Source organism: Peribacillus folii, from assembly GCF_030271255.1.
GTDB lineage: Bacteria > Bacillota > Bacilli > Bacillales > DSM-1321 > Peribacillus.
In genome coordinates, this window is sequence record NZ_JASJOM010000001.1 from 276340 (window position 1) to 296902 (window position 20563).

General features: G+C 45.1%; 15 protein-coding genes. 1 reads left to right on the top strand and 14 read right to left on the bottom strand.

All coding sequences use genetic code 11. The features are described from left to right. The 9 genes from polA to QNI08_RS01405 all read right to left on the bottom strand — a co-directional run bounded on the left by polA (nucleotide 1) and on the right by QNI08_RS01405 (nucleotide 12277). Nucleotides 1-2625: a DNA polymerase I gene (polA, locus tag QNI08_RS01365; RefSeq protein WP_285765631.1), complete on the bottom strand. Its 2625-nt coding sequence runs from the start codon at nucleotides 2623-2625 to the stop codon at nucleotides 1-3. Nucleotides 2626-2754: 129 nt separating this feature from the next. Beyond that, entirely contained in the window at nucleotides 2755-3687 is a 933-nt protein-coding gene (hflC, locus tag QNI08_RS01370; RefSeq protein WP_285765632.1) for a protease modulator HflC, read from the bottom strand. Then, nucleotides 3684-4715 carry an FtsH protease activity modulator HflK gene (hflK, locus tag QNI08_RS01375; RefSeq protein WP_285765871.1) on the bottom strand — a complete coding sequence of 344 codons (1032 nt, stop codon included), beginning with the start codon at nucleotides 4713-4715 and terminating at the stop codon, nucleotides 3684-3686. The genes hflC and hflK overlap by 4 nt, the downstream gene beginning before the upstream one ends. A 244-nt stretch (nucleotides 4716-4959) precedes the next feature. Next, nucleotides 4960-6738: a two-component system histidine kinase PnpS gene (gene pnpS, locus QNI08_RS01380; RefSeq protein WP_285765633.1), complete on the bottom strand. Its 1779-nt coding sequence runs from the start codon at nucleotides 6736-6738 to the stop codon at nucleotides 4960-4962. Then, nucleotides 6735-7454, bottom strand: a complete 720-nt coding sequence (locus QNI08_RS01385; RefSeq protein WP_285765634.1) for a response regulator transcription factor — start codon at nucleotides 7452-7454, stop codon at nucleotides 6735-6737. Before QNI08_RS01385 ends, pnpS begins: the two co-directional genes overlap by 4 nt. A gap of 238 nt (nucleotides 7455-7692) precedes the next feature. Beyond that, nucleotides 7693-8628 (bottom strand): malate dehydrogenase, encoded by a 936-nt coding sequence (gene mdh, locus QNI08_RS01390; protein WP_285765635.1) that lies wholly within the window; start codon nucleotides 8626-8628, stop codon nucleotides 7693-7695. Between the two features lie 124 nt (nucleotides 8629-8752). Next, nucleotides 8753-10069, bottom strand: coding sequence for an NADP-dependent isocitrate dehydrogenase (gene icd / locus QNI08_RS01395; RefSeq protein ID WP_285765872.1), 1317 nt, complete (start codon nucleotides 10067-10069; stop codon nucleotides 8753-8755). A gap of 92 nt (nucleotides 10070-10161) precedes the next feature. Then, complete coding sequence (gene citZ / locus QNI08_RS01400) at nucleotides 10162-11277, bottom strand: citrate synthase (RefSeq protein ID WP_285765636.1); 1116 nt, start codon at nucleotides 11275-11277, stop codon at nucleotides 10162-10164. A gap of 538 nt (nucleotides 11278-11815) precedes the next feature. Continuing rightward, nucleotides 11816-12277 carry a DUF441 domain-containing protein gene (locus QNI08_RS01405; RefSeq protein ID WP_285765637.1) on the bottom strand — a complete coding sequence of 154 codons (462 nt, stop codon included), beginning with the start codon at nucleotides 12275-12277 and terminating at the stop codon, nucleotides 11816-11818. Nucleotides 12278-12457: 180 nt separating this feature from the next. On the opposite strand from QNI08_RS01405, the gene ytvI reads away from it, so the two are divergent. After that, on the top strand, nucleotides 12458-13585 hold the full coding sequence (gene ytvI / locus QNI08_RS01410) for a sporulation integral membrane protein YtvI (protein ID WP_285765638.1): 1128 nt from the start codon (nucleotides 12458-12460) through the stop codon (nucleotides 13583-13585). A gap of 83 nt (nucleotides 13586-13668) precedes the next feature. Here the strand turns inward: ytvI and aceA are convergent, their stop codons facing one another. The 5 genes from aceA to pfkA all read right to left on the bottom strand — a co-directional run bounded on the left by aceA (nucleotide 13669) and on the right by pfkA (nucleotide 20338). After that, nucleotides 13669-14952: an isocitrate lyase gene (gene aceA, locus QNI08_RS01415; RefSeq protein WP_285765639.1), complete on the bottom strand. Its 1284-nt coding sequence runs from the start codon at nucleotides 14950-14952 to the stop codon at nucleotides 13669-13671. A gap of 37 nt (nucleotides 14953-14989) precedes the next feature. Further along, complete coding sequence (gene aceB / locus QNI08_RS01420) at nucleotides 14990-16582, bottom strand: malate synthase A (RefSeq protein WP_285765640.1); 1593 nt, start codon at nucleotides 16580-16582, stop codon at nucleotides 14990-14992. A 430-nt stretch (nucleotides 16583-17012) separates the two neighbouring features. After that, nucleotides 17013-17405, bottom strand: coding sequence for an FxsA family protein (locus QNI08_RS01425; protein ID WP_285765641.1), 393 nt, complete (start codon nucleotides 17403-17405; stop codon nucleotides 17013-17015). Nucleotides 17406-17489: 84 nt separating this feature from the next. Then, nucleotides 17490-19250, bottom strand: a complete 1761-nt coding sequence (gene pyk / locus QNI08_RS01430; protein WP_285765642.1) for a pyruvate kinase — start codon at nucleotides 19248-19250, stop codon at nucleotides 17490-17492. Nucleotides 19251-19378: 128 nt separating this feature from the next. After that, nucleotides 19379-20338, bottom strand: coding sequence for a 6-phosphofructokinase (gene pfkA, locus QNI08_RS01435; protein WP_285765643.1), 960 nt, complete (start codon nucleotides 20336-20338; stop codon nucleotides 19379-19381). Nucleotides 20339-20563: the final 225 nt, after the last annotated feature.

Here is a 20563-nt window from a genome sequence, read left to right on the forward strand (position 1 = left end):
TTATTTGGCATCAAACCATGTTGGCCCGTAGGCATAATCGACTTTAAGAGGCACGTTCAATCCGATGGCATTTTCCATTTCCTCTGGAACGATCACCTTCAGGATTTCGAGTTCCTCCGGCGGGGCTTCAAAAATCAATTCATCATGCACCTGCAGGAGCATCCTCGTCTTGAGCCCCTCCTCGATCAGGCGCTTGTTCATATTGATCATCGCAAGCTTGATGATGTCCGCGGCACTTCCCTGAATCGGCGTGTTCATCGCCGTACGTTCCGCAAAGCTCCTGATGTTGAAATTCCTGCTCGTAATCTCGGGTATATAGCGCCTTCTTTGCATGAGGGTCGTGCTATATCCTTTTTGTCGGGCTTCATGTATGCTTTCTTCCATATACTCCTGCACACCCGGAAAGCTTCTTAAATACTTCTCGATGAACTCCCCAGCTTCTTTTCTCGTAATCCCCAAGCTTTGCGATAACCCGTAATCACTTATACCATAAACAATGCCGAAGTTGACCGCTTTGGCTTGGCGTCTCATGTTCGATGTGACTTCCTCCGCCGATACATGGAACACATCCATCGCCGTTCTTGTATGAATGTCCATCCCGGCCTGGAATGCTTCCACAAGACCGCTGTCATTGGCAATGTGTGCCAGCACACGTAATTCGATTTGCGAATAGTCAGCCGCGAAAATGATCCAATCTTTTTCGGATGGAATGAAGGCCTGCCTGATTTTCCTTCCTTCTTCCAGCCTGATCGGGATATTCTGCAGATTGGGATCTGTCGAGCTTAGCCGGCCGGTTTGGGTCAGCGCTTGGTTGAAACGGGTATGCACCTTATCCGATTTGTTATTGACCACTTTTAGCAAGCCTTCAATATATGTGGATTGCAGCTTCCCAAGCTGGCGGTACAGCAATATTTCCTTTACGATATCATGCTTGCTCTCCAGCTTTTCCAGCACATCGGCAGAAGTGGAATAACCGGTTTTCGTTTTTTTCATGACCGGAAGCTCCAATTTTTCAAAAAGGATGGCACCGAGCTGTTTGGGTGAATTGATATTGAAAGCCTCGCCAGCCAGATCAAAGATCCTGGCTTCGATCGTTCTTAAACGTCCAGCCAATTCCTGCCCCATATTTTTTAAGCGGCCGATATCCACCTTTATGCCCTGCCATTCCATGTTCGCCAGGATGATCGATAATGGCAGCTCAAGATCCGTCAATAAATGGTATTGCTCAAACTCATGAAGCTTATCGACCATTGGTTCTTTCAAAGAAAAGATCGCCTTCGATTTTCGGGCAATATGCTCGCACAATTCAGCTTCAGCAGGAATGATTCGTTTGGCGCCTTTTCCATAGAAGGCGTCATCGGTTTCCAAACGTATCGCTCCTTGGGTTTTTGTGATTTCCGCCACTTCGTCCACTGATTCCGCAGGATTCAGGATATAAGAAGCCAGAAACACATCGAAATCGATACCTTTAATTTGGACACCCCGATGGCGGAGTGCCACAACGGTTCGTTTCGCATCGAAAACCGTTTTCTTTTTCGTTTCATCCTCCGCCCAGGCTTTGAATGCATCGGAGTTCAACGCACTTTCCCCATGGAAGTAGAAATGGCCATGCTCATTACTTATGGCAATCCCGATGATGTCGGCGCGATGATAATTGTCTTCTAAAATTTCCACATATAATGCACTTTCATCCGCATACAACCCTTCTGTCATTTCTGCCGAATTGACCTCGATCTCTTCCTGCTCAAGCGGCACACTTTCCGTCACATCCAACTTTTCGAGCAAGGTCGAAAAGCCAAGCTCTTTATAAAATGAAATGACCCGATCCTGATCCATCCCGCTGTACTCGGTCTCATTCAGGGAAACTTCAATCGGCGCTTCCCTCGTTATCGTGGCAAGCTCCTTGCTTAAAAGGGCCAAATCTTTATGTTCCTCTATCTTCTCTTTCAATTTTTGCCCGCCTACCTCCTCAATTGATTGAAGAAGGTTTTCTACCGTTTCAAATTGGTGCAATAGCTTAAGGGCGGTCTTCTCGCCAACTCCCGGTATTCCAGGGATATTGTCGGAGGCATCTCCCATCAGCCCTTTTAAATCGATGATTTGGAGTGGGGATAGTCCGTATTTTTCATGGATATGCTTTGGCGTATATTCCTCGATATCAGTAATTCCCTTTTTCGTGATCGAAACCGTCGTGCTAGGGGAGGATAGTTGTGTCAAATCCTTATCACCGGAAATGACTTTGACCTCGTAGCCATCTTTTTCTGCTTGTAACGACAGTGTACCGATGATATCATCCGCCTCGTAATTCTCCAATTCATACCTTTTTATTTGGAAGCAATCGAGCAGCTCGCGAATGAAGGGAAATTGCTCGGACAATTCAGGCGGCGTTTTTTGGCGCCCGCCCTTATATTCCTTGAATGCGGCATGCCTGAATGTGGTTTTGCCGGCATCGAAGGCTACAAGTATGTGTGTCGGTTTTTCCTCAGCGAGTATGCGGTTGAGCATCATCGTGAATCCGTAAACGGAATTCGTATGCACCCCTTTATCATTATTCAGGAGCGGAAGCGCAAAAAATGCACGGTAGGCAATGCTATTTCCATCTATGAGTACTAACTTTTTTTCCATATCCGTCTTCCTCCAGTCAAACAGGTTTATGTAGTGTTCAGCTTCCATTCATAAGCGCAAAAAAGCCGTTCATTTTCTCCCTCTATTCTACCATGAGTAGAAGCGGAAAGAAAAATGACGGCTATGCGGTTATTTTGTATTTCCCATTAACAAGCTTGCATACGGTGAATCCGATGGGAGCACGATGACCGTTTGATCTCCGATCGTTTTTTTATAAGATTCAAGCGTCCGGTACAATTTATAGAATTCGGGATCCTTGGAAAACGACTTGTTGTAGATTTTCGCCGCATCCCCTTCTCCTTCTGACCTGATCACTTCGGCATTCGCCTCGGCAGTCGATAGCAGCTCCTTCACCTTCCGATCCGTATCCGCAATGATCCTATTTTTATCCGCATCACCTTTGGAAAGGTACTCTTGCGCCTTCGATTCACGCTCGGAAATCATTCTCTTGAAAACGGACGCTTCATTTTCTGCAGGCAAATCCGTCCTTTTTATCCGAACATCCGTCAGGCTGATGCCATAATTGTCATTTTGCAGCAGCTCGTTGACCTTTGCCGTTATGCGGTCATTCAAACTTCCTCTGGACGACTTCTCATCATTGATGATTTCATCATAATTCAGTCGGCCCAGCTCGGAACGGACAGCAGAATAGATGAACTCCTCCATTTTCGTTTCCGCATTTTCAAACGTCCTTGCATTTGTAATCAGCTTCTTCGGGTCTTCGATTCTCCAAACAGCATAGTTATCGATCAGCATCCGTTTTTTATCTTTCGTATTGATTTCCGCCTCGGATACATCGGAGCTCATTTGGTACTTCGGCAAGGTCATGACGCTTTGGATGAACGGCACTTTCGCCTTTAAGCCCGGGGTCTTATCGATCCTTACAACCTCCCCGAATTGACGGACGACTTTATATTCTCCTTCTTTGACGATGTAGATATTGGTGAACACGATCAGCAGCAGGACGATTAACATAATGAGGAAAATGCCAATCCTGAAATAGCCCCTCCAATGAAAGTCTCCTTTTTTCAATTCAGTGAAATCTACTATTTTCCCGCTCATTGCTTTGTGCCCCCTTGCCCTGCCGCTTTTTCTTCAGCTGGATTCTGATTTTTCGTTTCAGTATCGGAAGCCTGATCTTCGGATGCCGGCGCTTTTTTCGTTTCCTCTTTTTCAAGGGAACGAAGCGGCAAATACTTCATCGTATTTCCATCATCATTCATGATATAAATCTCGGCATTCGGCAGGACGCCCTCCAGGGTTTCAATGATAAGGCGGTCCTTCGTGATCCCCTTATTGCCTTTATATTCACTATATAGCTTTTCAAAAACAGCTACATCGCCGCGGGCGGCCTCGGTACGGGCAGCTTTATCCCCGTTGGCCTGCGAAAGGATAGCGTCCTTTTCCCCTACTGCTTCATTCATCCGCTTATTTTCATATTTATCGGCTTCGTTTCTTTTCGTATTGGCCGTTTCACGGGCATCGGTCACGTTCGTAAATGCCTTCCGCACTTCTTCATTCGGTAGCTCGACATCCTGGAGCTTGACAGCAGAAATGGAAATCCCGACATCATACTTTTCCATTAGCTGGGTCAATAATTCCCGTACATCCGCTTCGATTTTCGCTTTGCCGGATGTAAGTGCATCATCGATTTTCGTGCTGCCGATGATGCTCCTTAATGCAGCTGAAGTGGTATCATATAATATTTTTTCTGGATCATCTGCATTGTATAGATATTTTGGAGGGTCGGTAATTTTCCACTGAACCACCAGGTCGGCCAGCACGATATTTTCATCACCCGTAATCATTTTCGTCTCGCTCGGGTAATCCTTCACCTCTCCGTCCTCTTCCTTATATCCGAACTTAAGGCTGAACGTTTCTTTCGATAGCTTCTCAACCGATTGGATCGGCCAAGGCAGTTTAACGTGAAGTCCAGGTTCCGTGATCGTCTCCTCCACCTTACCAAACGTCATGATGACAGCCTGATCGGATTCATCGACCGTATACCAGGTCGATATCGCTACAATCCCCAAAATTAATATAAGAATAACAAGTCCTGTAATCGTATAGATCCTTTTTAAACTGATGATATGTATCACCCCTTCTTTGCGGTTATATCTTATTTACGCAAGAAAGGGCCTAAAGTTTCATGAAAATGAAATATTTCCCTTATTAAAAATGGGGGAATCGATGCCAGTGAGAAAATAGAGCCAAAAATAAAAAACAGAGACATTAGTCTCTGTTTTTGCATAACTCCTTGGATGAGGGGTTGTGCAACCATTGTACCCCGGCATTGTGAAGTCCATTTTAAGGAATTGTAAAGGCTATGTAAATTTACATTTTCCCCTTCAAGCTTTTGTTAAGCGTCACCGTAAAGGTCGTGCCTGCCCCAGGTGTGCTTTCCACCTTGATTTTCCCTTTATGAACCTCAATGATGTGCTTAACGATTGCAAGTCCAATCCCCGTTCCGCCCGAATCACGGCTTCTCGCCTTATCAATCCGGTAAAACCTTTCAAAAATCCTTGGCAGTTCCTTTTCATCGATTCCGATTCCATTATCCTGAACAGCAATGTCGACGGTCTGCTCACGTTCAAGCACCTTTACTGACACCCTTCCGCCATTTGGCGTATAGGTCAAGGCATTCGTTATCAAATTAATGAACACCTGTTTAATCCTGTCCGATTCCCCTTCAACGAATACCGGGTTTCGTGATGGATCAATTTCCAGAGATACTTGTTTCTGCTTCAGCTTCCCTATAAGCATCTCCTGTATTTCGCCGAGTACTTTCGTCATGTCAACAACGCCTGCTTTCAGGACGAATTCCTGCTGCTCCATCTTGGATAAATTCAAAAGCTCCTGAATGAGCTCTTGCAGCCGGTCGCTTTCTTTCAAGATGATCGATAAAAAGTGCTTCAAGGTTTTTTCGTCTTTTAAGGCCCCATCCAACAATGTTTCGGAAAAGCCCTTAATGGAAGTGATCGGTGTTCTCAATTCATGGGAAACATTGGCGACGAAATCCTTGCGCATTTGCTCTAGCCGCTTCAATTCGGTGATATCATGGAAAATGAGCAGGATCCCCTTCCATTCATCATGATTCCCTATGATCGGCGCACCGTAAATCTCAAAATGCTTGCGTTCGATGGCAAGCGGTAACTTTACCTGGCGTTTTATCGTTTTTTCGGTTCGGAAAATCTCTTCGATGATCGAAATGACTTCCTGATCTTGAATGACCGAGTAATATTCCTGAAACAAAAACGTAGCGGCATCCACACGGAAGCTTTTTTTGAATTCCCGGTTGATTACGGTGGTATAGCCCTTACTGTCTATGAGCAGCACACCGCTCCCGATATTTTCAACAAGCGTTTCCAGCCGATCCTGGTTCATTTCCCTCGCTATCTCGGTTTCCTGCAGGTTTCTTGCCAATATGTTCAAGGACGTCGTCAGCATTCCCGTTTCATCCGAATGCCGTTCCAATGTCCGGGTTTCATAATTTCCTTTGGCCAATTCAATGGCTGCCATCGTCGCTTCCTCGATAGGCCGGGTATAATAAGAAGTGATTTTGCTGGCAAGCATGAGGATGATGATCAAGGCCACCCCTAAACAAATGATCAAGATTTGCCACATTTGCTTATTCACTTGATGAATGGCTTCGATTTCGTTACTATGAACAACAAATCCCTCAATCTCGCCGTCCTTTTCAACTGTCTTCCAATAATAATGAAGGTCGGCGTCCCCTTCAACGACTTCATACCCTTCCCCTTGCTCGCGCCCCTTTTCCACCGTAATTTCGCGAAGGACATTTGCGTGGTTCTTGAGTATCTCATTGGATGAAGTCGAATCGTATAATATTTCCCCATCCTTCGAGAGAATGGTTAAGTTCGAATCCAAGAGGGGCGTCAGCTTTGCCGTTTTCCCTTTTTCCAAAAAGGAGGCGATCCCCCCATGCTCCTGAATATATGTAGAGATGAAAAACGTTTCATTTTGTATACGTTCATTGAATGTCTTAATATAATAGCTTTTGAACAAATGTCCCAATAAAAAGCCAACGGCCATCAGGACGACCATCACAAGCGTGATGAGGGTGAACAGGAGCTTCTTACGATAGGTCGTCATTCTTTTTTAGGCTCCTCAAGCTTATAGCCCAAGCCCCTGATCGTTTTGATATAAAGAGGTTTTTTTGTATCGTTCTCGATTTTTTCACGCAGATGGCTAATATGCACATCGACGATTCGCGAATCCCCCGCAAAATCATAATTCCAGACCGCACTAAGCAACTGGTCCCTCGTTAAAACCCTGCCTTTATTCTTCGCCAGATACAAAAGTAATTCAAATTCCTTTGGAGTCAATTCTAATTGCTGTTCATCAAAGAATGCTTCGTATCGATCAGGAAACACTTTCAATTCCCCCAACTTTAAGAGACCATCTTCCTGATCTTGACCTGCGTCACTTCCATTGGTTTGCAGTTGCGCCCTTCTTAATATGGCCTTAATCCTTGCCACGACCTCCCGCGGACTGAATGGTTTCGTTAAGTAATCATCAGCCCCAAGTTCAAGTCCGAGCACTTTGTCAAATTCATCGTCCTTGGCTGTCAGCATCAAGATCGGTGTATTGATTTTCTGCTGGCGAAGCTGTTTACAAACTTCAAGCCCGTCCATTTTAGGCAGCATCAAATCCAATACGACTAAATCGGGACGTACATCCACAGCAGCCTGAAGGCCTTCTTCCCCATCCAAAGCCGTGATCACCGTATAGCCTGCTTGTTCCAGATTGTACTGAAGTAAGGTAACGATCGATTGTTCATCATCCACTACGAGAATTTTCTTTGACATTAGATCCTCCTGCAATATGTATTACCCCATAGACCGAAAGTTTTCAGTCTACTCATCCAATTCCATTATAAAGAATATGACCTGAAATTTACACATAAAAAAATCATCGGCCGCATTGCACCTTTTCATTGTCCCCAATGAGCCTATAAAAAAAACTGCCCGTGGACGGAGAGAAAGGCATGATGGCCTTCCTCCCCATTTTCCGGGCAATTTGATGAAGGGAAGCTTTACAGTTCCCTTACTGCAGAACTTGCATGACCGATTTGACCGATTCAACCGATTTCGAAAGTGCCGTTTTTTCGTCATCAGTCAAGTCAAGTTCGATGATTTTTTCAATGCCGTTCGCACCTAATACAGTCGGAACACCTAGGTAGATTCCTTCGAATCCATATTCCCCTTCAAGATAGGCAATGGAAGGAAGAACCCGGCGCTGGTCTTTGAGGATCGCTTCAGCCATTTCCACCAGAGCCGCAGCAGGTGCATAATAAGCGCTGCCGTTTCCAAGAAGGTTTACGATTTCCCCGCCGCCGGTACGTGTACGTGCCACAATGGCATCCAAACGCTCTTTGGCGATCAATGTTTCCAAAGGAATGCCTCCAGCATAGGAATAACGTACAAGGGGAACCATATCATCCCCATGTCCGCCCAGTACGAAGCCAGTCACATCTTTAACGGACAAGTTCAACTCCTGCGCAACGAAGGTGCGGAATCGGGCTGTATCAAGAACACCTGATTGTCCGATTACACGTTCCTTGGGGAAACCTGATTCTTTATAAACGGTATACGTCATGGCATCGACTGGGTTTGTCAAAACGATGATCGTTGTATCCGGAGAATGTTTAACCACTTCTTTAGTTACGGATTTCATGACTTTTTGGTTGGTTTGAACTAAGTCGTCACGGCTCATACCTGGCTTACGAGCAATACCAGCAGTGATGATGACTACGTCGGAACCGGCTGTATCTTCATAATCGGAAGTACCGCTGATGTTAGCGTCGAAGCCCAGAACGGGACCCGCCTCCGCCATATCAAGCGCTTTGCCCTTTGTAGGGTTTTCAGCTTGCGGGATATCGACCAAGACGATATCGCCAAGTTCTTTTTGAGCAGCCAGGAAGGCTGCTGTAGCACCAGTGAAGCCTGCGCCGACCACTGTGATCTTTTTACGTTTAGACATGTTATTTCCTCCTTGAATTCATGAAATTTTCGGAATACTTCAAACGTCCTCATGTACACATATAAGCCTTCCGGAAAAGAACCCGTGTAGGAACTTTTCCGGAAAGCATCATAGGCAAAGATTATTATTTAAGGTTTTTGATAAGCTCGTCAGCAAACTCGGAACATTTAACTTCTGTTGCACCTTCCATTAGGCGGGCAAAGTCATATGTAACAACTTTAGAAGCAATTGTTTGTTCTACTGATTTCGTGATGCTGTTCGCAGCTTCGTTCCAGCCAAGGTGTTCAAGTAAAAGAACGCCTGAAAGAAGTACGGAAGAAGGGTTCACTTTATCAAGACCAGCATATTTTGGTGCCGTTCCGTGAGTAGCTTCGAAAATGGCATGTCCAGTTTCGTAGTTGATATTTGCTCCTGGAGCGATACCAATTCCGCCAACTTGGGCAGCCAATGCATCTGAAATGTAATCTCCGTTCAAGTTCATTGTCGCAACAACATCAAACTCTTTAGGGCGAGTCAGGATTTGCTGTAAGAAGATATCGGCAATGGAATCCTTAACGATGATTTTTCCTTCAGCTTCAGCAGCGGATTGTGCTTGGTTAGCAGCTTCCGTGCCTTCCGCGTCTTTAATTTTGTCATATTGGTTCCATGTGAACACTTTGTCGGCGAATTCTTGTTCAGCCACTTCATAGCCCCAAGTCTTGAATGCGCCTTCCGTGAATTTCATGATGTTCCCTTTATGCACAAGCGTTAATGATTTACGGCCTTCTTTGATCGCATAGTTAAGTGCAGAGCGAACAAGACGTTTTGTTCCTTCTTCGGAAATCGGTTTGATCCCGATACCTGAAGTTTCTGGGAAACGGATGTTTGTAACACCGAATTCAGTTTGTAGGAAGTCGATTAGTTTCTTCGCTTCATCGGAACCTTTTGCATACTCGATGCCTGCATAGATATCTTCAGTGTTTTCACGGAAGATGACCATGTCAGTATCTTCTGGACGTTTAACCGGTGAAGGCACACCTTCAAAGTAACGTACCGGGCGAAGACATACGAATAAGTCCAATACTTGACGCAATGCAACGTTCAAGGAACGGATACCGCCGCCGATTGGAGTTGTAAGAGGTCCTTTAATGGCAATTAGATATTCGTTGATGACATCTAAAGTTTCTTGCGGAAGCCATTCGCCTGTTTGGTCAAATGCTTTTTGTCCGGCTAAAACTTCTTTCCATTCGATTTTCTTTTCGCCATTGTAAGCTTTTTCAACTGCTGCATCCAAAACGCGAGAAGCTGCCGCCCAGATATCAGGACCGATTCCGTCTCCCTCAATATAAGGAACGATTGGGTTGTTTGGCACGTTAAGAGCACCGTTAGTAACTGTGATTTTTTGGCTTTGTGTCATGTCTCTTACCTCCGATTCAAATTCAAAGGTTAGATCGTCCGCCATTAAAGCTGGCAGCACCACTAACCCTCTTTAGTCACATCTATTAATTTACTACAAAATTGATGAAATAAAAATATGTTTCGAAAAACTTTTACTTAGCGTTTTTCAATCGGTACGTATTTTTGCATACCTGGTCCAACATACTCTGCACGCGGACGGATCAAACGGTTGTTTGAATATTGCTCAAGGATATGGGCAATCCATCCAGAAGCGCGGCTTACAGCAAAGATTGGCGTAAATAGATCGTGCTCGATACCTAAACTGTGGTATACCGAAGCAGAATAGAAATCCACGTTTGGCGGAAGGTTCTTTTGACCGGTTACGATGTCATTGATCTTAATGGACATATCATAATATTGAGGTTGTCCAGTAAGCTCCGTCAATTTTTGGGACATTTCTTTAAGGTGCTTGGCACGCGGATCGCCTTTACGGTATACACGGTGGCCAAAGCCCATGATTTTTTCTTTATTGGCTAATTTTTCGTTGATGTAAGGCTCAACATTTTCAACGGTACCGATTTCCGTAAGCATTTTCATGACTTGTTCGTTAGCTCCGCCGTGAAGCGGGCCTTTTAACGCGCCAAGGGCAGAAGTAACGCCAGAATAGATATCGGATAATGTTGCCACACAGACACGTGCCGTGAATGTGGAAGCGTTCAATTCATGGTCGGCATGAAGGACCAATGCTTTGTTGAATGCTTCTTCTTCGATTGCTGTCGGTTCATTGCCGCTTAACATATATAAGAAGTTAGCAGCAAAGCTTAAATCTGTACGCGGTGCAATCGATTCTTTTCCTTGACGGATACGAGCGAAAGTTGTTACCAAAGTAGGGATTTTAGCTTGGATGCGGATGGCTTTGCGATAGTTGGCATCTTCACTCATTACATCTGCCTCTTCATCATATAGACCAAGTAGGGAAACGGCTGTGCGAAGAGCTCCCATCGGGTGCACTTTATCAATTGGGTAAGTTTTGAAATGATTAACCACTTCAGCTGGAATTTCAGCATTTTCAGCAAGTTGTTTAGTTAATTCTTCTAACTGGCTTTTAGTCGGAAGAGCTCCGTGCCATAATAGATAGATTACTTCTTCAAATGTTGCATTTGCAGCCAAATCGTCGATGTCATAACCTACATACGTCAATGTATCATCGATGATGGAGCTTACTGATGAAGTTGTTGCTACCACACCTTCAAGACCTTTTGTTGCTGTCATACTAAATCTCTCCTTTTCCTGAGTATTCCCCTATGTCCTTGCTCATTGCGTATAAATATAGCGCTTCCAAGAGATCAGCTATTGATTACAACCATCTATTTTTTTGCAGAAGACACACATCTTAAGTTGGAAGCGTTCACAGAAACAGAACCCCCATAATAGTAAAATGCACGCTAAACCTTAAGATGAGATCTAAAAATTTAATGCTTGCAGCCGTTCCTAGTGAGCGCTTGCTCAATAATTGCATTTCTTTAAGATTCCTCTGAAATATCATGGATATTCTGAATCCCAATTGAATAATCCTGAGCAGTTACATCATTATTATAAACAATAAACACTTTTTTGGGAATGAAAAGCACTTAAAATGTGAAAAAATTATTATTTTATCAGAAGAATTAGCTACTTATTCTCTTGCATTTCCAAAGCGGTCCCCGAACGTTTTTTGAAAAATCCGTTACCAAGCAGAATAAATGAAACATTAACTAGAAGATTCCCCTTTTCAAAACGGGGGGGATTTTATGCTCATTCACCCCCTTCTTCATTTGAAGAAATTGAAGATCTGCATGCATAAATAAGCTATGCCGGCCCCTATTAACGGACCAACAGCAACTCCCTTGAATAAGGCGACCGCAAGAATTGTCCCAAAAACAAGGGCCGTGGTGATGTGCGGGTCATGTGACAAAAGTGTAATCCCATTTTTCGCTATAAGTGCGACCGCTATCCCTGATGCAAGCGCAATCCAGGCATACGGGGATTTAACTGCATCGCCGAGCTCCTTGAATCCAATTGCTCCATTCGCTATGGGTATCAGTACGGAAATGGTGATGATCGTGACCCCCAGATTGATTCCTTTCGCCTCCAAATAAGGAAAAACCTTAGCGTCGAGACCCACCACTTTCATGATCAAAAGGAAACAGGCAGCCATGATCAGCGACGTATTTTTTCCGAACCAGCCGATTGCTGCAAGTAATATTAAAAACGCAATTGGTCCGTATACCATTAAATCTTCGACTCCATTCTTCTTTTATTGTTATTTTAACATAGCAAACTTTCCTCTTTCCTCGTAAGTTGAACAATCAGTGGGGGAAAAAGTTGCAACGAAGGACGAAAGAATCTTTCCTTTCATTTCCATTCTCGTTACAATTATAATACAAACTTTATGATAGAAGGAGGATATGATTTGAATCCAGTTTATGTGTATCGCTTCATTCGCTTTTTACTCGTCATCGGCGGAGTGATTTTTGGCGGAATTGCGTTATTTTATTTGTCCAAATATACATATCCATTCATCATTGCGATGGTAATCGCATTCTTGATGAATCCGCTTGTCACTTTCTTCGAAAAGAAAGGCAGGTTACCACGGGGTTTTGCTGTATTCGTTTCCCTCTTCATCATTTTTCTGATATTTGCGGGACTCATCACCTTGCTGGTTACCGAGATCATATCCGGTACCAATTACCTTGCAGGAGTCATACCTGAACATATCGAAACAATCGTTGATTATATAGAGTCTTATATCGCCACCACCATCATCCCGTTATACAACCAAATCGCAGCGATGTTCAATAATTTGGATGTCGACCAACAAGATACCGTCCTCAAGAATATCCAGAATATCGGTGAATCCATCACAACAGGAGTTAGCGGATTCATTCAAACCATCTTGAAAAACATTCCAACGATCATCGGCTGGTTCCCAACCACTGCAACTGCCCTCCTGTTTACGCTGCTCGGCACTTTCTTCATCAGTAAGGATTGGGACGCCTTCGGTAGGATGACTGGCAAGGTGCTGCCCGATAAGATTTTCTCTGGAGCCAAGCGCTTGTTCCGGGACTTGAAACGAGCCTTATTCGGCTTCATCCGTGCTCAATTCACACTTGTTTCATTGACCACGGTGACGATTTTGATCGGGTTTCTCATTTTAGGGGTGAACTATTCGATCACGATTGCCTTGATTTGCGGCTTGGTCGATATCATTCCTTATTTAGGGACGGGCACCATCTTCATCCCGTGGATCATATTCGAGTTCATCGTTGGAAATACGAGCCTTGCCATCGGTTTGTCCGTGCTTTACATAATCGTCGTCGTCCAGCGCCAATTGATAGAGCCAAAGGTTCTCTCTTCCAGCATCGGTCTTGATCCGCTTGCCACTCTCATCGCCCTGTTCATCGGCTTCAAGTTGATCGGGTTCCTAGGACTGATAGCAGGCCCTGTCGCACTCGTGATATACAATACACTTCAGCGTGCCCATGTCTTCAAGGCCATTTGGAGTTTCATCATCGGCACGGATACAAAAAAAACCACATAAGGACATCTCTATATAGGATAGCATTCTCCTGATATCATAAAAAAACCGCCTCGGATGGAGGCGGATTTTTTTTATGTGCAGACTTATTTCGTAGTTTCGAATTGCTCTGCTTCCGTAGAACCTGCAAGTGCCGTCGTCGATGAGGTTCCCCCTGAAACGACCTGTGCCACTTCATCGAAGTAACCTGTTCCCACTTCACGTTGATGACGTGTTGCTGTATAGCCATCAGGTTCACTGGCGAACTCAGCTTGCTGCAATTCAGAGTATGCAGCCATACCGCGTTCTTTATAACCTAGAGCCAGGTTGAACATGCTGTGATTCAATGAGTGGAAGCCTGCAAGTGTTACGAATTGGAATTTGTAACCCAATTTACCCAATTCCACTTGGTAGCTGGCAATTTCTTCATCACTTAATTTCGCTTTCCAGTTGAATGATGGCGAACAATTGTAAGCCAGCAGTTTTCCAGGGAACTCGGCATGGATCGCTTCCGCAAAGCGGCGTGCATCCGCTAGATTAGGCTCCGAGGTTTCGCACCAGATCAGGTCGGCATATGGTGCATATGCCAAGCCGCGTGCAATGGCCTGGTCCAGCCCTGCATTCGTGCGGTAGAATCCTTCTGGTGTTCTTTCGCCTGTAATGAATGGCGCATCCACCGGATCGATATCATCGGTAATCAAATCGGCCGCATCTGCATCCGTACGGGCAATTAAGATGGTCGGTGTTCCCATTACGTCCGCTGCCAAACGGGCGGAAACCAAATTACGTACGGCCGTTTGTGTCGGAAGAAGGACCTTGCCGCCCAGGTGACCGCATTTTTTCTCGGAGGAAAGCTGGTCTTCAAAGTGGACGCCGGACGCTCCGGCTTCGATCATCCCTTTCATCAATTCGAAGACATTAAGGGCTCCTCCAAAACCAGCTTCAGCATCCGCCACGATTGGAGCGAACCAATCGATATCATCCTTGCCTTCAGCAAAGCTGATTTGATCTGCACGCTGAAGTGTCTGATTAATGCGTTTCACTACTTGCGGCACAGAGTTGGCCGGATATAAGCTTTGATCGGGATACATTTGCCCGGCAATGTTGGCATCGGCTGCCACTTGCCATCCACTAAGGTAAATCGCTTTTAAACCAGCCTTCACCTGCTGCATGGCCTGGTTGCCAGTCAACGCCCCCAATGCATGGATGAAATCCTCGGTTTTCAATAGATTCCATAGTTTCTCTGATCCGCGGCGGGCCAAGGTTTGTTCGATATCGATGGAGCCTCTTAATTTAATCACTTCTTCGGCCGTATAAGGACGTTTAATCCCAGTCCACCGTGAGTCGTTTTCCCAGCTTTGTTGTAGTTGTTGCGCTCTTTCGTTCGTCATAGTCATTTCCTCCTGTTTTATATGATTATTTTAAAAATTAAGATAATTGTTCGTATGCCGGATTGGTCAAGAAATCAGCAAACTCATCCGCTTCGATCAATTCTTCGAATAGTCTAGTAGCTTCTGTGAACTTTCCTGTTTGGAAGACTTCTTCGCCTACCTCGGATCTTATGGATGCCAATTCCTCTTCTTTGATTTGGCGGAATAATGTCTCGTCTATGTTCCTGCCATCATCGAGAATCCCTTTTGGATGACGGATCCACTGCCAAACTTGAGCTCTTGAAATTTCAGCCGTTGCTGCATCTTCCATTAAGTTATTGATGGGCGCTGCCCCTCTTCCGCTTAACCAAGAAGCGATATATTGGATGCCCACATTAATGTTCGTCCTTAATCCTGCCTCCGTGATGGTTCCTTCGGGTACTTCGAGTAACTGTCGGGCCGTTACTTCGACATCTTCACGTTTCCGGTGAATTTGATTCGGTTTTGGAACCAGCAAATCAAACACCTCTTTTGCCGTACTTACCATCCCGGGATGCGCCACCCATGTTCCATCATGACCGTCCCTTGCCTCCCGCTCCTTATCGGCCCGGACTTTCGCAAAAGCCTCATCATTCTTGACTGGATCATTTTTTACCGGGATTTGTGCGGCCATTCCGCCGATTGCCGGAGCATTCCGACGGTGGCATGTCTTGATCGCCAGTAAAGAATACGCCCTCATGTTCGGTACTGTCATCGTGACTTGCATGCGATCAGGGAAGATGACATCATCCGAGTGACGGAATTTTTTGAGGAAACTAAAGATATAATCCCAGCGTCCGCAGTTCAGTCCAGCCGAATGCTCTTTCAGCTCGTACAGAATTTCGTCCATTTCGAATGCAGCAAGAATCGTTTCTATCAACACCGTTGCCTTGATGGTTCCTTGCGGGATCCTCAAATCGTTCTGTGCATATACGAATATATCATTCCATAGTCTTGCTTCCAGATGGCTTTCCATTTTTGGCAGGTAGAAATACGGGCCGCTTCGTTTTTCCATCAATGCTTGTGCGTTGTGGTAGAAATAAAGACCAAAGTCAAAGATGCTGGCTGATATTGGCTGTCCATCCAAAAGAACATGCTTTTCTTCCAAATGCCAGCCTCGGGGCCTTACCTTCAGTACAGCTGTCTTTCCTTTTAATTCGTATACTTTCCCCTTTGCATTTTCAAATGAAATCGTGCCATTGATGGCATCGCGCAAATTCAGCTGGCCATCCAGGCAGTTTTCCCAAGTCGGTGAATTGGCATCTTCAAAGTCAGCCATAAAAACATTGGCACCAGAATTCAAGGCATTGATGATCATCTTGCGATCGACCGGTCCGGTAATTTCAACCCTGCGGTCTTGCAGGTCGTGCGGGAGCGGAGCAATGGTCCAATCACTTTCACGAACATGCTTCGTTTCGTCAAGGAAATCAGGAAGCTTGCCTTGATTCAATCCTTCTTGGATGCTCAAGCGCCGTGCCAGCAATTCCTTCCTTCTTTCACTAAAATGCCGCTCAATTCTTTCTATGAATTGAAGAGCTTCCGCTGTAAGTATTTGTTCATATCCCGGCTTAATGTTGCCTGTAATTTGTAAGCCTTTTGCTTCCGTAATCATGTTGCTTCTCCACTTCCTTTCCAACTTCCTTATGTTATAATACAGTTGTTTTATTTCCTGTTTGTATTATATAACACGTTGTATAATTTTGTCACCAGTTTTTTCTAAAAAATTCAGAAAAAAGAGAACAAGGTAAATAAAGCCTGTCATATCAATGTTTTATCCGCCTTACTTGATACGATCCAGCCACTGCCATGAGAATTTTTGTATTGTAACAGAGCACGATAACATCTCATGAAAAAAGGCAGTTTTCGCATCCTTTGTTGCTTACCAAGTAATGCGGTGTGATTAATTTCGTTTTAAAAACGACAACCTTTACGAAAAGAGCCGAAAAAAAACACCACGGGATCACTCCGGGATGCTTCATCAATCTCAATTTCCCCAAAATAAAAAGGCTGTTTAAAAGCATGAGCCTTTAAACAGCCTTATATTATTTATGGCGAATGATGGTGACTTTTCCTTTGTTCATCCTGTTCATGAGAAACCGGATGACAATCGGCTTGAGGAGATTCCGGGTTGGCGGAAACACTAGGATCAAGCCCGCGATATCCGAGATGAGTCCCGGGGACAGCAGCAGGGCGGCCCCGATGAAAATGCAGATCCCATCGATGATTTCATTTCCAGGCATCATTCCATAACGAATCTGTTCCTGTGCCTTTCTCCAGGTTTCCATTCCTTGCTTTTTGGCAAGATAGGCACCGATTAAACCCGTGCCTATGATCAGGAACAACGTAGGCCAAAAGCCAATCACCTTGCCTGACAGCAATAGGACGATAATTTCAACGACCGGCATCGCAATGATAAACAATAAAAAATATCTCATTTACTTTTTTCCTCCTGCACAGCCCATTTCTGGTACGGTACACCCATCTTACATCATTGGCGCGGAATGAGCCAAATTTTCATTCTATAAAACGTTAGCATGTCCATCATAAATGACGCCACGGCCTGAATCGACGGTTACTCTTTGTCCATCCTTGAAGGTTTTGGTCGCGTCTTCAGCACCAACGATGACAGGTATGCCCAAAGTGACGCCTACGACAGCGGCATGGCTTGTCAATCCGCCTTCTTCGGTAATCAAGGCCGCACATTTCTCAATGGCCGGCATCATATCGCGATCGGAGCCGATCGTAACCAGTACAGAGCCTTCTGTTACTTTTTCCAAGGCTTCCTTGGCATTCTTGGCGATGACCACTTGACCTTTTGCGGATCTCCTGCCGATTCCTTGCGCCTTTAAAAGAACATCCCCCAACACGTGGATCTTCATCAAATTGGTCGTGCCTGTTTCACCGACAGGTACACCGGCAGTTATGACCACTAAGTCTCCATGTGATACCAATCCGGAATGCAAGCTTTCATCGATTGCCGTTTGGAGCATTTCATCCGTAGTCGTCGCCTTAGGTCCGATTTGCGGATAAACTCCCCAAGCCAATGCAAGGCTTCTGGATACATGTTCATTGGATGTAACCGCGATGATTGGTGCTTTCGGGCGATATTTAGAGATCATCCTTGCCGTATGGCCGCTTTCCGTAGGTGTGATGATCGCTCCTGCATTGAGATTGAGTGCAGTATGGGCAACCGACTGACCGATGGCATCAGTAACATTATGGCGGTTCACTTTACTTCTGATTGATAATATATTCCGATAATTAAGCGCCGTTTCAGCACGTGATGCAATGTTATGCATCGTTTGCACTGCTTCAACAGGATAAGTGCCTGCTGCTGTTTCTCCTGAAAGCATGATGGCATCCGTTCCATCAAAGATGGCATTGGCGACATCACTTGCTTCAGCACGTGTCGGCCTTGGGTTACGCTGCATGGAATCAAGCATTTGTGTAGCCGTAATCACTGGTTTCCCGGCGTTGTTGCATTTCTTGATCATTTGCTTTTGGACTAGCGGCACTTCTTCAGCTGGGATTTCCACGCCTAGGTCGCCACGGGCCACCATCAAGCCATCTGAAACTTCGAGGATTTCATCAAGACGGTCTACGCCTTCTTGGTTTTCGATTTTTGGAATGATCTGAATATGTTCTGCCCCGTTTTGCTGCAGTAATTCACGCACTTCGAGAACATCGGATGCTCTGCGTACAAATGATGCCGCAACAAAATCGATACCCTGTTCGATTCCAAACAAGATATCCTGTTCGTCTTTCTCCGTGATTCCCGGCAGATTCACTGAAACGCCCGGCACATTGACGCCTTTTTTGTTCTTAAGGGTACCGCTGTTCAATATTTTCGTGCGGATTTCTTTCTTTCCTTCATCAATCTTCAAGACTTCAAGACCGATCAGACCGTCATCCAAAAGGATTTTGGAGCCGGTATGGACATCATGAAGCAGTCCTTCATAAGTAATGGAGAATTTCTCTGGCGTTCCAAGCACCTCGGTCATGGAAATGATGACTTCGTTACCGGCTACCAGCTCCATGGAATCGTTCTCCATGTTATTGGTGCGTATTTCAGGACCTTTTGTATCCAACAGGATGGCTACCTGTTTACCTGATTTTTCGCTAGCCTCCCTTATGTTGGTGATCCTAGCGGCATGTTCTTCATGATTGCCGTGAGAAAAATTTAGCCGAGCTACATTCATCCCTGCTTCCATTAATTGAACCAGCTTTTCGATACTTTCACTTGCGGGGCCGATCGTACAAACAATCTTCGTTTTTCGCATGGTGTGATCCTCCTTTTAGGAAAACTCGCCGCCTGTCCATCTCATGGAGACAGGGGCATAGTATAATTTGTCTCTATATATATGAAACCGAATTATTTTAAACTGTTCGTTGGTCATTACTGATTGCTTTAGATGGATAGCTCGGATGATAAATCATACATTTTCTTGTCGATTGTATGCTGTTTACCCAATACTTCAATGATATCATAGTCGACAAGCCGGTTCTGTTCAATTCCTACAGCCCTGCCTCCTTTGCCCTCCAATAGCAATTCCACGGCCCTGGCGCCCAGCCTGCTTGCAAGGACACGGTCGTTAGCGGAAGGAGATCCGCCGCGCTGCACATGGCCAAGGACCGTCACTCGTGTTTCAACGCCTGCTTTTTCCTCGATTTTCCTGGAAACATCGACAGCACTTCCAACGCCTTCAGCAACGATGATAATGCTGTGCTTTTTACCGCGATCATGCCCGCGATTCAACTTCCCGACCAAATCATCCATATCATAATCATACTCTGGGCAAAGAATTGTTTCCGCTCCTCCGGCCAGCCCGGCCCATAGTGCAATGTCTCCGGCATTTCTTCCCATTACTTCGACGACATAAGTCCGTTCATGAGAGGTCGCCGTATCGCGAATTTTATCGATGGCATCGATGACGGTATTCAGAGCCGTATCGAAACCGATCGTAAAGTCTGTCCCAGGTATGTCATTATCGATCGTTCCGGGAACGCCTATACAAGGAAAGCCCCTTTCAGTTAATGCCTTGGCTCCCATGTATGAACCATCGCCGCCAATTACGACAAGGCCCTCGATCCCAAATTTATTCAATTGTTCTATCGCTTTTAATTGGCCCTCTTCTGTCTTGAAATCCAGACAGCGAGCTGTATGTAGCATCGTCCCCCCGCGATGGATGATATCACCGACAGACCCAAGTTCAAGCTGCCTTATGTCGCCATTGATCAGGCCCTGATAGCCATGATAAATCCCGAAGACCTCCATTTCATGAAAAATGCCTTTCCGGACAACCGCACGGACTGCCGCATTCATACCTGGAGAATCTCCTCCGCTTGTCAATACACCGATTCTTTTCATAAATGTCACCTCTCTACTACACTAATCAAATTTAAGCCCATATATACCATTGTACCCTTTTTCAAGCTTCAATAAGCAGTAACTATTTCAACTTATGGTTACTTGATGTTATTAGACTAACCGATTCTGTACAGAAATTGAAGTAAAATGGCGTAAATCTTTACATTCTTCATACAAACATCTAGCTTTAGCGGAAGGGCATGCGATGCATTGGCCCCGTATGAA

Excerpts from the sequence above, each read along its gene's own strand:
- polA (WP_285765631.1), bottom strand. The coding sequence starts at position 2,625 with ATGGAAAAAAAGTTAGTACTCATAGATGGAAATAGCATTGCCTACCGT.
- hflC (WP_285765632.1), bottom strand. The coding sequence starts at position 3,687 with ATGAGCGGGAAAATAGTAGATTTCACTGAATTGAAAAAAGGAGACTTT.
- pnpS (WP_285765633.1), bottom strand. The coding sequence starts at position 6,738 with ATGACGACCTATCGTAAGAAGCTCCTGTTCACCCTCATCACGCTTGTG.
- QNI08_RS01385 (WP_285765634.1), bottom strand. The coding sequence starts at position 7,454 with ATGTCAAAGAAAATTCTCGTAGTGGATGATGAACAATCGATCGTTACC.
- mdh (WP_285765635.1), bottom strand. The coding sequence starts at position 8,628 with ATGTCTAAACGTAAAAAGATCACAGTGGTCGGCGCAGGCTTCACTGGT.
- icd (WP_285765872.1), bottom strand. The coding sequence starts at position 10,069 with ATGGCGGACGATCTAACCTTTGAATTTGAATCGGAGGTAAGAGACATG.
- citZ (WP_285765636.1), bottom strand. The coding sequence starts at position 11,277 with ATGACAGCAACAAAAGGTCTTGAAGGTGTGGTAGCAACAACTTCATCA.
- QNI08_RS01405 (WP_285765637.1), bottom strand. The coding sequence starts at position 12,277 with ATGGTATACGGACCAATTGCGTTTTTAATATTACTTGCAGCAATCGGC.
- aceA (WP_285765639.1), bottom strand. The coding sequence starts at position 14,952 with ATGACGAACGAAAGAGCGCAACAACTACAACAAAGCTGGGAAAACGAC.
- aceB (WP_285765640.1), bottom strand. The coding sequence starts at position 16,582 with ATGATTACGGAAGCAAAAGGCTTACAAATTACAGGCAACATTAAGCCG.
- QNI08_RS01425 (WP_285765641.1), bottom strand. The coding sequence starts at position 17,405 with ATGAGATATTTTTTATTGTTTATCATTGCGATGCCGGTCGTTGAAATT.
- pyk (WP_285765642.1), bottom strand. The coding sequence starts at position 19,250 with ATGCGAAAAACGAAGATTGTTTGTACGATCGGCCCCGCAAGTGAAAGT.
- pfkA (WP_285765643.1), bottom strand. The coding sequence starts at position 20,338 with ATGAAAAGAATCGGTGTATTGACAAGCGGAGGAGATTCTCCAGGTATG.